This is a genomic window from Rhizobium sp. LjRoot98, assembly GCF_964252935.1.
GTDB lineage: Bacteria > Pseudomonadota > Alphaproteobacteria > Rhizobiales > Rhizobiaceae > Pararhizobium.
Map to the genome: position 1 here is coordinate 113,261 of NZ_CAXUPW020000002.1, position 13,872 is coordinate 127,132.

Genomic DNA, 13,872 nt, shown 5'->3' on the forward strand with positions numbered 1-13,872 from the left:
CAATCACGCTCCCAACGGACGCAAGAGGTCGCGGCTGATGATGTGCCGCTGGATTTCCGAGGTTCCGTCCCAGATGCGCTCGACACGGGCGTCGCGCCAGAAGCGGGCAAGTGGCAGATCATCCATCAGGCCCATGCCACCATAGATCTGGATTGCCTGGTCCGTGACGCGGGCGAGCATTTCGGAGGCATAGAGTTTTGCCGACGCGATTTCGCGGTTGGCGGGAAGCTTCTGATCGAGCCGCCAGGCGGCAGCAAGCGTCAGGTAGTCGGCGGCGTCGATTTCGGTGATCATGTCGGCGAGCTTGAACGAGACGCCCTGGTTGGCGCCGATCGGCTTGCCGAACTGCTTGCGCTCGGCGGCATAGGGCAGGGCATAGTCGAACACCCGGCGGGCACGGCCGACGCAGGTTGCGGCAACCGTGATGCGGGTGGCGTAGAGCCAGTCGTTGGCGATGTCGAAGCCCTTGTGCACTTCGCCGAGAATGGCAGACGAGGGCAGGCGGCAATCATCGAACGATAGGATGCAGTTCTTGTAACCGCGATGGGAGACTGAATCGTAACCGTTGCGGATTTCGAAGCCCGGCGTGCCGCGATCGACGAGGAAGCAGGTGATCTTCTTCTTCGGACCGCGCGGGGTTTCTTCTTCGCCGGTGGCGATGAAGACGATGACGAAATCAGCGATGTTGGCATGCGAAATGAAATGCTTGGTGCCGTTGACAATCCAGTCATCGCCATCGGGTCGGGCAAAACACTTCATGCCGCGCACGTCGGAGCCCGCATCCGGCTCGGTCATGGCGAGAGCGTCGAACTTTTCGCCTTTGACGGCCGGGATCAGGTATTTTTCGCGCTGCTCGTCATTGCAGGCCATCAGGATGCCGGAAGGGCGGCCGAAAAACACCGTCAGGCCCATCGAGCCGCGGCCGAGTTCGCGTTCGACCAGCGTAAACGTCTGGTGATCGAGCCCCGCGCCGCCGACTTCCTCGGGCATGTTACAGGCGAAAAAGCCGAGATCCTTGCATTTTTGCGCAATCTCCTGGCCGAGTTCCTTCGGCACGATGCCGGTGCGCTCCACCTCGTTTTCGTGCGGATAGATTTCCGTCTCGACGAAACCGCGCACGGTATCGACGATCATCTGCTGTTCTTCGGTCAGTGCGAAATTCATGTTGTGTTCCCTCGTATTTTTATTCTGGGGTATCCTCCTCTTCTCCCCAACGGGGAGAAGTTGGCCCGGAGGGCCGGATGAGGGGGCCTTGCGGCCCACCCCCTCATCGCCTCGCTTTGCTCGGCACTTCTCCCCGCTGGGGGAGAAGAGGGAGCACTATCGCTTCTGCCCAACGGCACGCCCGACACCGTCCGGCTTCGGCAGCGAGGCATGCGCCTCGGCAATCGCCTTGACCTTGCCCAGCACGGAGGCTGGGGCGGGCACGGCCTTGCTCTCCTTGGAGGAGACATGCAGCATCATCTGCTCGGCGGTGGCGACGGCCTCGTTGGTCTCGGCATTGTAGATGGTCGAGAAGATGTGCAGGCGCTTCTCGTCGTACGACAGGATCTGGCAGGTCGAATACAGCGCATCGCCGAGCTTGGCTTCGCCGAGGTTGCGGATATGGGTCTCGACGGTGTAGTAGCTGTGGCCGTTCTTCACATACTCCAGATCGACGCCGATCAGGCGCAGCACGCCATCGGAGGTGTCGCCGAAGACCTGCAGGTAGCGGTGCTCGGTCATGTGGCCGTTATAATCGACCCAGGCGGCATTGACCTTGGTGTCGAGGATGCGGATCGGCTGGGCCTGACCGAGGTCGGGCGACGGCTTTTCGGCGTTTGCCCAGAGGCTGTCCTCGAAATCGGCGAGCAGCTTGCCCGCACCCCAACCCTTGCCGCCATCGCCACTCTTCAAGGCGTGCATGATACCGACGAGGTTTTCGTCGCGGATGCGTTCCAGGTCGCGAATGCCGCGGGCGCCGGACTGCGCATCGGACTGGCCGGCGATCTTGTTCACCAGCTCGTCATCGAGATCGACCACGTCCATCAGTTTGGTCCAGGGCCAGGAGAGGCAGGGGCCAAACTGGGCGAGGAAGTGGCGCATGCCGGCTTCGCCGCCGGCGATACGGTAAGTCTCGAACATGCCCATCTGCGCCCAGCGCATGCCGAAGGAGTAGCGGATCACGTCGTCGAGCGTTTCGGTGTCGCAGATATCGTCCTTGATCAGCCACAGACCTTCGCGCCAGACGGCTTCGAGCAGGCGGTCGCCGACGAAAGCCTCGATCTCCTTGTTGATGATGACGCCCTTCATGCCGATCGGCGCGAGCTTCGCCTTGGCGTCCTGCAGCGTGGCCTTGGCGGTCTTCTCGCCACCGACGAGTTCGGCGAGCGGCAGAAGGTAGACCGGATTATAGGGATGGGCGACGAACATGCGTTCGGGATGCTTCATGTCGCGCTGCAGGTCCGTCGGCATGATGCCCGATGTGGACGAACCGATCAGCGCCTTGGGGTCGGCAGCCGCATCGATCTGGGTAATGACATTGCGCTTCAGGTCGACACGCTCCGGCACGCTTTCCTGAATCCAGTCAGCGCCTTGCACGGCCTCTTCAATGCTCTTGACTAAGGTGAGTTTTCCCTTCGCAGGCAGCGGCGCCATGGTCAGCATGGCATAGGCGCGCTCGGCATTGCCAAGCACTTCGCCGACAATGCGCTCTGCTTCCGGATGCGGATCGAACATGTTGACGTCGATGCCGGCCAGCAGGAAGCGCGCCGCCCAAGCCCCGCCGATAACGCCGCCACCGATGCAGGCCGCCTTGGTGATTTTGGTCATGGTTGTCGTGTTCCCTTTATCATTTCGTCTTCCGGGCTCCCCCTCATCCGGCCCTTTGGGCCACCTTCTCCCCGCTGGGGAGAAGAGGGTGTTCGCGGCGTCTTTCGTGCTCAGTCTTGGGCTCAGCGATTGCGGCAGTTCCTCCTTCTCCCCAGCGGGGGGGAAGGTGCCCGAAGGGCGGATGAGGGGAACCCACGCTCCGCTGTTCGCCTTACCGCTTCGTCAGCTTCAGCTTTTCGCGCACCTCGGCCGGGCCGATAATCCGGGCGCCCATGCCTTCGATGACGCCGACGGCTTTTTCGACAAGCTGCGCGTTGGTGGCGAGCTGGCCCTTGCCGACGTAGAGATTGTCTTCCAGCCCGACGCGGACATTGCCGCCGGCGAGCACCGCGGCTGCCGGATAGGCGAGTGCGTTGCGGCCAATCGAGAAGGCCGAGAAGGTCCAGTTCTGAGGCACGTTGTTGACCATCGCCATGAAGGTGTTGAGGTCGTCGGGCGCGCCCCACGGAATGCCCATGCAGAGCTGGATCAGGACCGGATCCTCGATCAGGCCTTCTTCAACAAGCTGCTTGGCGAACCAGAGATGGCCGGTATCGAAAGCTTCGATTTCCGGGCGCACACCGAGATCGGTCATCATCTTGGCCATGGCCCGCAGCATCGACGGCGTGTTGGTCATGACGTAATCGCCGAGAGAAAAGTTCATCGTGCCGCAATCGAGCGTGCAGATTTCCGGCAGGCATTCGGCGACATGGGAAACGCGTTCCGTGGCGCCCGCCATGTCGGTGCCGTTGGGGTTGAGCGGCAGCGGCTTTTCGACATTGCCGAAAATCATGTCGCCGCCCATGCCGGCCGTGAGGTTCAGCACGACATCGACATCGGCGGAACGGATGAGGTCGGTGACTTCCTTGTAAAGATCGTTGCGGCGGCTCGGAGCGCCCGTTTCGGGATCACGCACATGACAATGGACGATGGCGGCACCCGCCTTGGCGGCGTCGATGGCCGATGCGGCAATCTGCTTTGGCGATCGCGGTACATGCGGCGACTTGCCGGCGGTGTCGCCGGATCCGGTAACTGCACAGGTGATGAAAACGTCGCGGTTCATGCTCAGTGGCATAAAAGGCCTCCCCTTGTTCTTGACTTGCATTACGAGCCAAGAACGACCGTTCTGCTTTTCTTTAACGGATGTATGTTATACATTTTCGGAACCAGAAGCCGGAGATGGACGAATGCTCGTTCCAAGCGATGGAACCCAGCACCTCGACCTGCTGGTGTTGCCAGAGACCAATCTGATCCTCGTCGCATCGGTCATCGAGCCGCTTCGCGCGGCAAATCGCATTGCCGGAAAGGTGCTGTACGACTGGGATTTTTTCAGCCCGGACGGCGAGGCGATCGAGACCAAGAGCGGTATCCCGATCCCGGTTGCAGGGCCTTTCCGGCCGCAGAATGAGACGGCCCCGCTGTTCGTGCTCTCGAGCTATAATTGGCAGGCCTACGCGACCACGCAATTGAAGATGCTCTTGTCGCGAACGGCACGGCATCGCGAGGTGGTGGCCGGGATCGAAGCCGGCACCTGGCTTCTTGCGGAGACCAGCCTTCTCGACAATTTCTCGGCGACCAACCACTGGGAGGATTTCGAGGATTTTGCGGCCGCCTATCCGCAGATCACCACGGTGCGCGAGCGTTTCGTCATTGATGGCAAGCGCATCACCACTGGCGGTTCGCTGCCGACGCTCGACCTGATGCTCGAATTGATCCGCCGCCAGCACAGCTATTCGCTGGCGCTCGAAGTGTCACGACTGTTCATCTACGAGCAGGAGCGCACGCGCGGCGATCTGCTGCAAGTCCCTGCGATCGGCAACATGCGGATACTCGATGCGCGCGTGGGCACGGCCGTGAAGCTGATGGAAGAGACCGTCGAAGCGCCGCTGACGCTTGCGCGCCTTGCCCGCCGCACGGGTGTCAGCGCCCGTCATTTGCAGGACCTGTTTCAGGAGACGATGGGAGTGGCGCCGCATGCCCATTATCTGGCGCTCCGGCTGAATGCCGCGCGGCGCAAGGTGATCGAAACGCGGGCCGATTTCGCCGATATCGCCGCTATCACCGGCTTCAATTCATCCTCGGCCTTCTCGCGGAGTTATCGCGCTCATTACCGCGAAAGCCCGAGCGAGACCCGAAGACGCGTCAAGCTGAAGAGCTGAGAGGGTAAGTTCACGCACTGATTCAACAGGTGACGGATTGATGAGTCGGATCAGAGGTTTGGCGCCCGTTGCGCAGGAAGTGAATCAATCGAAAGTAACTGCGATGCCGGATGTTTCATCCGCCGTCATCATACTGAGCATGGCTTCCGCCACCTGCCGGGAAAGCGCGTTTTTCTGCCAGGCCAGCGACAGGCTTTGCATGTAATCCGGGCCGAGCCTGCGCATGGCCGGGGCGTTTCGCACGCGGGCGGCCGAGCTTTCCGGCAACACTGAAAGATAGCCGTGATCCGTTACCAGATTGAGGATGACCGGGATCGAATCAACCTCGGTCAATGTCAGCCGGCTGCGTTCCTGTTCACTTAGCGCCGCGTCGATAAAATGGGCGGCCTGCTGGCGCAAACCACTCTTCAGGCTCGGGACCGCAATCGGATTGGATTGCAGCAATGCGCCGATATCGTCGCCGTGTTTTGCAAAGAGTGAGGGATGACCAGCCAACGCCAAGGGCGTGCGCGAAATCAGCTTGCCTTCGAATTCCGATGGGTAGCTTTCCAAGTCGAGTAGGACCACGTCGAAGCGGCGGTTCTTCAATCCTGCGATTAGTTCGTCGGCAGTGGCGCTCGACACGAACAGCGGCTGGCGCGGCCGGGCACGATGCCATTTGGCCGTCAGCGCTGCCAGCATGCGGGCGATCTCGCTTTCCGGACCGAGCGGCATGACCGAGCCGAAACGCCAGGTCGCCGCCGCGCGGCGGAAGCGGTCGCCGGACGCGCGGGACAGCCTGCGCCAGATTTCCAGCAGATTTTCAATGACCGGGATTGCCGCTAACCCTTCGGCCGTGCAGGTGATGCCGGATGGCGAACGGATCAACAGCGTGTAACCCAGATCACCCTCGAGGTCGCTCATCTGTCGCGTCAGTTGTGGCTGACCGGTTGCCGAGGCTTTCGCCGCGCCGCGGATACTGCCGCTACGGGCGACCGTGACGAAGCGCTCCAGTGCTGTCAGGCTGATGGAGGGTATGGCCCGGACGGATATCGAACCGGGAATGTCAGCATTGGCGATGCTCTCCCTCTTCTCCCCCACGGGGAGAAGTGCCGAGCGGATGCAAGGCGATGAGGGGGGGCTTTCCGCGATTTCGGAGCTTGCCGTCCCCCTCATCCGGCCCTGCGGGCCACCTTCTCCCCGCTGGGGAGAAGAGGGAGTTTGCTGGAAGACCTCATACGATAGTTGAGGTTCTGCCTGAAGATTTGAGGTCGGTGAAGGCCGTAACAGCAACTGAATCGCCGCGTTTGCCGCCGCAAGGTCGGCCATCCGGCTCTGCGCCTCCAGCGTCGGCACCAGATTGCCGCGGTCGCGCCGGACGAGCGGGACTGCGATGGCAGCTTCGAACCGTTTCAGAGCGGCGCTGACACTTGCGGGTGGCTTGCCGCTTGCCTTTGCGGCCCGGCGGATTCCGTGATGCTCAAGGATCGCGTGGACCAGGGAAAGGGTGGCAATGTCCATCGGTGGTTTTGATCCCCTGAAGCCAAATTATAAACCCGTGCCGATCTGTACGGTTACCGACATCTCGTGTTTCATTTTTGGGATATAACACAAATCCGGATATTGGGCATAGCATGCTGCCAACAAGGTGAGTCAAAGCATGCATGCATCGGTGAAAACCATCGTCCTCAACGGTAACCCACTCGATTTCTCCGCACTGGAGAAAATCGGCTCCGGTCTGTTCGTGCCAGTTGTTTCCGAGCAATCGTTTGAACGGGTCGACACGGCCCACAAAGTCATCGCCGATCGCATCGCCATGGGTCTGCCGGTCTATGGCGCCAATACCGGCGTCGGCTCGATGAAGGACCGGCTTTGGACCGTCGATGATCTGGTGGAATTCAACACGGCTTTGGTCAAGGCGCATCATTTCGGCACCGGCCCGCTGTTCTCGCAGGCCATTGTCCGCAAGGCCATCGCCATCCGCATCAACACCGCGCTTGGCGGCCATACGGGCTGCAGCGTCGAACTGGTCAAGGCGTTCCTGGGGCTTCTTGAACGGAACGTCGTGCCGGCAGTGCATCGCCATGGTTCGATCGGCTGCGCCGATATAGGCCTGATGGGGCAGGTTGCTTCCGTCCTGACGGGTACCGGGCAGGCCTTCTACCAGGACGAGTTACTGGATGCCGGTGAGGCCCTGCGGCGCGCCGGGCTTTCGCCCTTTGTCATGCTGCCGCGCGACGCTCTTGCGGCGCTGAGCGTCAATGCGACGGCATTTGCTGCTGCCGCCGACGTTTTGCGCGAGGCCGCCTCGGCCGTGCGCGTGCTGATGACGACCGGGCTGATGTCGTCGCTGGCGCTCGGCGCGTCTGCCGATCCATGGCGGGTGGCCGCGACGCTGGGAACGCGCGGCGAAGCGCTGGTCGGCTCGTGGCTTTATGGTCAGTCCGATTGTGTCGACTGGCCGTTGCCGACAGCAATTCACGATCCATTGAGCCTGCGCATGACGGCACAGGTCTTTGGCGCGGTGGTCGATACGCTGCTGGTTGCCGCCGAACGCCTTGTTGATGCGACCTATCTGTCAGATGACAATCCGGTCGTGCTGGGCGGGCAGGTTCACTCGTCCGGCGCCTCGCTGCCGCTCACGACGACGCTTTACATCGAGACCGCACAGATCGCCTTTTCGCATGTGGCGCGCAATGTGCTGAACCGCTGCGTCCTTCTGTCCAACGGCGTGCGGCGAAACCTGCCGGTCAATCTCGTCGCTCCGGGCGAGATCGCCAGCGGTCTCGGACCACTGATGAAGCTGGTGGTGGAACTCTATATGCGTGTTCAGTCGCTGGCGGTTCCCCTGTCAGCGCAGTCGATCGTCGTTGCCGGTGGACTGGAGGAGGAGGCGACTTTCCTGCCTCTAATCGTCGAGCGTATGGAAACACAGGTCCGCGATCTCCGGCAAATGGCGGCGATCGAGGCGATGCTCTCGGCCCAGGCGGTCGATTTGCTCGGCGATACGCCACAAGGCGTCACCCGGATTGCCTATGATCGCGTGCGCGCCGTCAGCCCCACCTATCTCAAGGACCGGCCGCTCTCGAAGGAAATCGAGGTGCTGCATCATGATTTTGCCTGCGGCCGTTTGCTGGAGGAAATCGTAACAGCGGCGCCAATGCCGGAATTCGATACTTTCTTCGCGCTCGGACAGTAGAGGAAACAAAGATGTCTGACTTCGATCTGGTTTTGAAAGGCACTGTTGTTCTCGCCGATCGCGTCGTCGAAGGCGGATTTGTTGCCGTGCGTGATGGCAAAGTGGGGCTGGTCGGGCAGGGCGCCATGCCGTCGGCGCGCGAACGTCATGATTTGGGCACGGCCCTGATCCTGCCCGGTGCCATCGATGCGCAGACGCATTCGCTGTCCCAGAAAGACCAGGAGGATTTCATCTGGTCGACGCGCTCGGCGGCTGCCGGTGGCGTCACGACAATTGTCGATATGCCCTATGATGAAGGCAATCTGGTCTGCTCGGCGGAGGCGGTCCAGCGCAAGATCGAGCATGCCGGAAAACAGGCGCGGGTCGATTTCGCGCTTTACGGTACGATCGATCCGGAAGAAGGTCCGGCCCGGATTAAGGAAATGGTCGAGGCTGGCGTCGCCGCTTTCAAATTTTCGACTTTCGGCACGGATCCGAAACGTTTTCCGCGCATTCCGGCCGGTCTGCTGGAGGATTGTTTTGCGGCCATCGCGCCAACCGGTCTGGCTGCGGGCGTGCACAACGAGGACGACGAGGCGGTGCGGGCCGCAATCGACAAGGTCAAGGCGGCGGGGATTACCGATTATCGCGCCCATGGCCTGTCGCGCCCGCCGCTGACGGAACTGCTTGCCACCAACCAGATTTATGAAACCGGCGCTGCCACCGGTTGTCCGGCCCATGTCGTCCACTGCTCTGTCGGGCGCGGCTACGATATCGCGCGCGCCTACCGGGCTCAGGGTTTCCACGCCACGATCGAATGCTGCATCCACTACCTCATTCTCGATGAGGAGAACGACGTGAAGCGGCTGGGCGGCAAGGCGAAGATCAATCCGCCGATCCGGCCGCGGGCTGAAGTCGAAAAACTCTGGCGGCATGTGGCTGACGGCACGGTGACGATGGTTTCGACCGATCACGTCAGCTGGTCGGAAAATCGCAAGACCAATCCGGATATGCTCGCCAACGCGTCCGGCGTGCCGGGGCTTGAAGTGATGATCCCGCTGTTCGTCAAGGGTGCCTTGGAGCGCGGCATTCCGTTGACGCGTGCGGCCGAACTGATGGCGCTCAATCCGGCCCGCCATTTCCGCCTCGATCACCGCAAGGGCGCACTCGAAGTTGGCAAGGATGCGGATATCGCGGTGCTAACGCCTGAGCCATACACCTACGACGCTGCTGAAAGCGGCAACAATGTCGTCGGCTGGTCGCCCTATAACGGCATTCGCCTGCCGTGGCGGGTGGCTGCGACGTATAACCGAGGCGCACAGATTTTTGACGGCAAGACGGTGCTGGCAGCGCCGGGTGCAGGTCAGTTCATCCGGCCACTGGCAAGCCTGCCGCTGCGCGAGGCGCTCTGATGAGCGCGGTTGAAACCAATCTGCCTGTCAATGCAAGCCGTATTGCCGATATCATCAAGGGGCTTGCCCGGATCACCGAGCCGGACAAGCCTTATACCCGCCGCGCCTTTACGCCATTGTTTCTTGAAGGCAGGACTTTCCTCGAACAGCGTTTCAAGGCTGCGGGGCTGGAAACCCGCATCGATACCTCTGGAAACCTGATTGGCCGCCGCAAGGGGCGGAAATCGGCGCTTGGCACGATCATGCTCGGGTCGCATTCCGATACGGTGCCGGAAGGCGGGCGTTTCGATGGTATCGCAGGGGTGGCGGCGGCACTGGAAGTGGCGCAGGCGCTCAACGAGGCTGGTATCCGGCTTGATCATGATCTGGAGGTTGTCGATTTCCTGGCCGAGGAAGTGTCGATCTTCGGTGTCTCCTGCGTCGGTAGCCGCGGGCTGGCGGGATTGATTCCGGATGGCTGGCTGAGCCGGACGCAGGGGGAACTGACTCTACGGCAGGGCATGATCGATGCTGGCGGCGACCCCTCGCGGCTGGCCCGGCAGAAACGCTCGGACATCAGGGCGTTTCTGGAACTGCATATCGAACAGGGGCCGGTGCTGGAAGCCGAGCGTTGCGACATCGGTATCGTGACGGCGATTGCCGGTATTACTCGCGTCGAGATCCTTTTCGAAGGTCAGGCAGACCATGCAGGCACTACGCCGATGGGCCACAGACGCGATGCGCTGGTGGCGGCTGCGCGTATGGTCGGCGAGGTCGAACGGCTGGCGCTGGATTACGCAAAGGGCGAGGGGCATTTCACGGCGACGGTCGGAGAATTTTCGATCGAGCCGAATGCTGCCAATGTCGTTCCGTCCCGCGCCCGCATCCTGATCGATGCGCGGGCCGAGCTGCGGCCGGACATGGAGAGGTTCATTGCAGAGATCGATCAGATCGCTGTCGATATCCAGCGCGAAACCGGTGTTTCGATCGCCTCCCCAAAGCTGATTTCGGACAATTTTCCGACGCCCGCCGATCCGCTGGTGATGCACAATCTCGAACAGGCCTGCGACCGCGTTGGCGCCAGGCGTCGGCGCATGGCATCGGGTGCCGGTCACGATACCGCCTGGATGGCGCGAATTTCCAAGTCGGCGATGATCTTCATCGCCTGCCGCGAGGGGCGCTCGCACACGCCGGACGAATGGGCTGAAAACGACGATATTGCGCTCGGCACGGCGGTGCTGTTCGAAGCGGTTCGCAAACTCGACAGCGAATTACAGGGGGAGCAGTGATGGGCCGGATACTCACGGAAAAGGACGTCGAGGCGGCCGTCAAAGGCGGATCGGTCTATGCGGCGGGCGGCGGCGGCTGGGCCGATCATGGCCGCATGCTGGGTTATGCGGCCGTGTCGATCGGCAAGCCCGAACTGGTATCCATTGATGAACTCGACGCAAACGACTGGGTGGCGACGGCGGCGGCCATCGGCGCACCGGCTTCGACCACCCCCTGGGAAATGCGTGGCGTCGATTACGTCAAGGCGGTCGAGCTGCTGCAAGAGGCGCTGGGCGAGAAGGTCTCGGCCTTGATGGTTGGGCAGAACGGCAAGTCCTCGACGCTGAACGGCTGGCTACCCTCGGCGATCCTTGGCACCAAGGTTCTCGATGCCGTCGGTGATATGCGCGCGCATCCGACCGGCGATATGGGATCGATCGGCATGGCCGGCTCGCCCGAGCAGATGATCCAGACCGCTGTTGGCGGTAATCGCGACGAGAACCGTTACATCGAACTGGTGGTTCGTGGCGCAACGGCCAAGGTGTCACCGATCCTGCGCACCGCATCGGATATGTCCGGCGGTTTCATCGCCTCCTGCCGCAATCCGCTGCGGGCGTCCTATGTTCGCAACAACGCCGCGCTTGGCGGTATCTCGCTAGCCCTGACTCTGGGTGAGGCGATTATCGCGGCGGAAGGCAAGGGCGGCAGCGCCATCATCGATACGATTGCCAAGACCACCAACGGCACGATCCTTGCGGAGGGCGTGATCACCGACAAATCCGTCGTCTACACCAAGGAAGCCTTCGATATCGGCACCGTGACTCTAGGGAAGGGCGATGACTCGACGGTACTCCACGTCATGAACGAATATATGGCCGTTGAGGATGTTGGCGGTATGCGGCTTGCGACCTTCCCGGACGTTATCACCACGCTGTCGCCGGAAGGCGAGCCGCTGAGCGTCGGGCAGTTGCAGTTGGGCATGAGGATTTTCGTGCTGCATGTGCCGAAGACCGTCATTCCGCTGGCGTCCAGCGTGCTTGATCCGAGCGTCTATCCTTCGGTGGAGAAGGCGATGGGGATCGAGCTGGCGAAATATGCACTTTCACCCTCCCTTTGAGGGGGAGGGTCGGCGCAAGGCGCCGGGTTAGTATACTCCATCTCTTTGGTTGCCCTCATCCGGCCTGTCGGCCACCTTCTCCCCGTGAACCGGGATAACGGACATGCGGCAACCTCCGTCGTTCCCTCTCCCCGCTTGCGGGGAGAGGGCCAGGGTGAGGGGCTTTCCAGTCCCATCAAGTTTCAGAGGACATCATCATGCCCAAGCCTAACCCGCGTCACCCGAATTTTCCGATCCCCGGCGGTCCTGAACTACGGGCCAAAGGCTGGCGGCAGGAGGCGTTGCTGCGGCTGATCGAAAATGTCCTGTCGGTCGGTGAAGATCCGGATAATCTGATCGTCTACGCTGCTCTCGGCAAGGCTGCGCGCAACTGGGCGTCGCACAGGGCGATCGTCAAGACATTGCTGGAGATGGACGAGGACCAGACGCTGATCATCCAGTCGGGTAAACCGGTGGGGCTGTTAAAGACCCATGCCAAGGCGCCGCTGGTGATCATGGCCAACTGCAACATCGTGGGCCAATGGGCAAAGGCCGAAGTGTTCTATGAACTGGAAAAGCAAGGGTTGATCTGCTGGGGCGGGCTGACGGCCGGCGCTTGGCAGTATATCGGCAGCCAGGGCGTCATCCAGGGCACCTACGAAATCTTCATGCGCATTGCTGAAAACCGCTTCGGCGGCGATCTCGCCGGACGGTTCATCCTGACGGCGGGCTTGGGCGGCATGGGCGGCGCGCAGCCGCTGGCCGGCCGCATGGCGGGCGCCGCGATCCTGTGCATCGATATCGATCCCATCCGCGCCGAAAAACGCAAGGCGATCGGCTATCTCGAACATGTGGCGCCGGATCTCGATACGGCACTCGCGATGATCGATCAGGCCGTCAAGGAAAAGCGCGCCACCTCCATCGGCCTCGTCGGCAATGCGGCTGCACTTTATCCGGAAATAGCCAAACGTGGCATCGTGCCGGATATCGTCACGGACCAGACGTCGGCGCATGATCTGGTTTATGGCTATGTGCCGAAGGGCATGAGCCTTGAGGAGGTCAAGCGGCTTCGTGTCGACGGGCAGGGACAGCTGATGGCGGCCAGTCGCGCCTCCATCGTCGATCATGTCAAGGCGATGCTGGAATTCCAGGCCAAGGGATCGGAAGTCTTCGACAATGGCAACCTGATCCGCACCCAGGCGCGCGAAGGTGGCGTTGCCAATGCCTTCGATATCCGCATCTTCACCGAGGCCTATCTGCGCCCGCTGTTTGCCCGGGCGATCGGCCCTTTCCGCTGGATGGCGCTGTCTGGCGAGGAATGCGATATCGCCCGCATCGACGACCTTTTGCTGGAGATGTTCCCGGACAACAAGATCGTCACCAACTGGATCCGGCTGGCGCGCGAGAATGTGCCGTTTGAAGGCCTGCCCGCCCGCATCGCCTGGCTTGGTCATGGTGAGCGGACGCAGCTGGCGGTGGCGGTCAATGCGCTGGTCGCTTCCGGTGAGCTGAAGGGACCCGTCGCCTTTTCCCGTGACCATCTCGATGCCGGCGCCATGGCGCATCCGAACATCATGACCGAACGGATGAAAGATGGTTCCGATGCCATTGCCGACTGGCCTCTGCTTGATGCGATGCTGCTCTGCTCCTCGATGGCCGATCTCGTCGTCGTCCACTCCGGCGGCGGCGGCTATGCCGGTTACATGACCAGCTGTGGGGTTACGGTAGTCGCCGACGGCACGGAGGCGGGGGCCGAGCGGCTGAACCATGCGCTAACCAACGACACGTCACTCGGCGTGATCCGCTATGCGGATGCTGGCTATGAGGAATCGGTGGACGAGATCGGCAGGAAGGGAATCGGGTATATCGGACTCGATTAGCGGTGCCATCCTTGCTGACGTATATTATGTTTTGCTAAATAATAGTTTTGTGCTCTGCCCGCCATGTGCG

Annotated in this window: 10 protein-coding genes; 6 read left to right on the forward strand and 4 right to left on the reverse strand. The window is 61.6% G+C overall.

Annotation, left to right across the window (positions count from 1 at the left end; translation table 11 throughout):
• Positions 1-3 precede the first annotated feature (3 nt).
• From ACSQ3J_RS09185 to ACSQ3J_RS09195, 3 genes are all read right to left on the reverse strand, one after another.
• A complete protein-coding gene (locus ACSQ3J_RS09185; RefSeq protein ID WP_436039015.1) occupies positions 4-1,164 on the reverse strand; it encodes an acyl-CoA dehydrogenase family protein in 1,161 nt (386 codons plus the stop codon).
• 156 nt (positions 1,165-1,320) lie between these two features.
• Positions 1,321-2,811, reverse strand: a complete 1,491-nt coding sequence (locus ACSQ3J_RS09190) for a carnitine 3-dehydrogenase (RefSeq protein ID WP_436039016.1) — start codon at positions 2,809-2,811, stop codon at positions 1,321-1,323.
• Between the two features lie 211 nt (positions 2,812-3,022).
• Positions 3,023-3,925, reverse strand: a complete 903-nt coding sequence (locus tag ACSQ3J_RS09195) for a 3-keto-5-aminohexanoate cleavage protein (RefSeq protein ID WP_436039017.1) — start codon at positions 3,923-3,925, stop codon at positions 3,023-3,025.
• Positions 3,926-4,037: 112 nt separating this feature from the next.
• On the opposite strand from ACSQ3J_RS09195, the gene ACSQ3J_RS09200 reads away from it, so the two are divergent.
• Positions 4,038-5,009, forward strand: a complete 972-nt coding sequence (locus tag ACSQ3J_RS09200) for a GlxA family transcriptional regulator (RefSeq protein ID WP_436039018.1) — start codon at positions 4,038-4,040, stop codon at positions 5,007-5,009.
• A gap of 84 nt (positions 5,010-5,093) precedes the next feature.
• On the opposite strand, the gene ACSQ3J_RS09205 is transcribed toward ACSQ3J_RS09200, so the two are convergent.
• A complete protein-coding gene (locus ACSQ3J_RS09205) occupies positions 5,094-6,509 on the reverse strand; it encodes a LysR family transcriptional regulator (RefSeq protein WP_436039019.1) in 1,416 nt (471 codons plus the stop codon).
• A gap of 139 nt (positions 6,510-6,648) precedes the next feature.
• On the opposite strand from ACSQ3J_RS09205, the gene ACSQ3J_RS09210 reads away from it, so the two are divergent.
• From ACSQ3J_RS09210 to ACSQ3J_RS09230, 5 genes are all read left to right on the forward strand, one after another.
• On the forward strand, positions 6,649-8,187 hold the full coding sequence (locus ACSQ3J_RS09210) for an aromatic amino acid lyase (RefSeq protein ID WP_436039020.1): 1,539 nt from the start codon (positions 6,649-6,651) through the stop codon (positions 8,185-8,187).
• 11 nt (positions 8,188-8,198) lie between these two features.
• Positions 8,199-9,578: a dihydroorotase gene (locus ACSQ3J_RS09215; RefSeq protein ID WP_436039022.1), complete on the forward strand. Its 1,380-nt coding sequence runs from the start codon at positions 8,199-8,201 to the stop codon at positions 9,576-9,578.
• A complete protein-coding gene (locus ACSQ3J_RS09220; RefSeq protein WP_436039023.1) occupies positions 9,578-10,846 on the forward strand; it encodes a Zn-dependent hydrolase in 1,269 nt (422 codons plus the stop codon). The genes ACSQ3J_RS09215 and ACSQ3J_RS09220 overlap by 1 nt, the downstream gene beginning before the upstream one ends.
• On the forward strand, positions 10,846-11,943 hold the full coding sequence (locus tag ACSQ3J_RS09225) for a DUF917 domain-containing protein (protein ID WP_436039024.1): 1,098 nt from the start codon (positions 10,846-10,848) through the stop codon (positions 11,941-11,943). The genes ACSQ3J_RS09220 and ACSQ3J_RS09225 overlap by 1 nt, the downstream gene beginning before the upstream one ends.
• Positions 11,944-12,140: 197 nt before the next feature.
• Positions 12,141-13,802 carry a urocanate hydratase gene (locus ACSQ3J_RS09230; RefSeq protein WP_436039025.1) on the forward strand — a complete coding sequence of 554 codons (1,662 nt, stop codon included), beginning with the start codon at positions 12,141-12,143 and terminating at the stop codon, positions 13,800-13,802.
• Positions 13,803-13,872: the final 70 nt, after the last annotated feature.

What these genes read in the sequence shown, in the direction of transcription:
- ACSQ3J_RS09220 (WP_436039023.1), top strand. Translation starts at nt 9,578, where the DNA reads ATGAGCGCGGTTGAAACCAATCTGCCTGTCAATGCAAGCCGTATTGCC.
- ACSQ3J_RS09210 (WP_436039020.1), top strand. Translation starts at nt 6,649, where the DNA reads ATGCATGCATCGGTGAAAACCATCGTCCTCAACGGTAACCCACTCGAT.
- ACSQ3J_RS09185 (WP_436039015.1), bottom strand. Translation starts at nt 1,164, where the DNA reads ATGAATTTCGCACTGACCGAAGAACAGCAGATGATCGTCGATACCGTG.
- ACSQ3J_RS09190 (WP_436039016.1), bottom strand. Translation starts at nt 2,811, where the DNA reads ATGACCAAAATCACCAAGGCGGCCTGCATCGGTGGCGGCGTTATCGGC.
- ACSQ3J_RS09205 (WP_436039019.1), bottom strand. Translation starts at nt 6,509, where the DNA reads ATGGACATTGCCACCCTTTCCCTGGTCCACGCGATCCTTGAGCATCAC.
- ACSQ3J_RS09200 (WP_436039018.1), top strand. Translation starts at nt 4,038, where the DNA reads ATGCTCGTTCCAAGCGATGGAACCCAGCACCTCGACCTGCTGGTGTTG.
- ACSQ3J_RS09225 (WP_436039024.1), top strand. Translation starts at nt 10,846, where the DNA reads ATGGGCCGGATACTCACGGAAAAGGACGTCGAGGCGGCCGTCAAAGGC.
- ACSQ3J_RS09215 (WP_436039022.1), top strand. Translation starts at nt 8,199, where the DNA reads ATGTCTGACTTCGATCTGGTTTTGAAAGGCACTGTTGTTCTCGCCGAT.
- ACSQ3J_RS09230 (WP_436039025.1), top strand. Translation starts at nt 12,141, where the DNA reads ATGCCCAAGCCTAACCCGCGTCACCCGAATTTTCCGATCCCCGGCGGT.
- ACSQ3J_RS09195 (WP_436039017.1), bottom strand. Translation starts at nt 3,925, where the DNA reads ATGCCACTGAGCATGAACCGCGACGTTTTCATCACCTGTGCAGTTACC.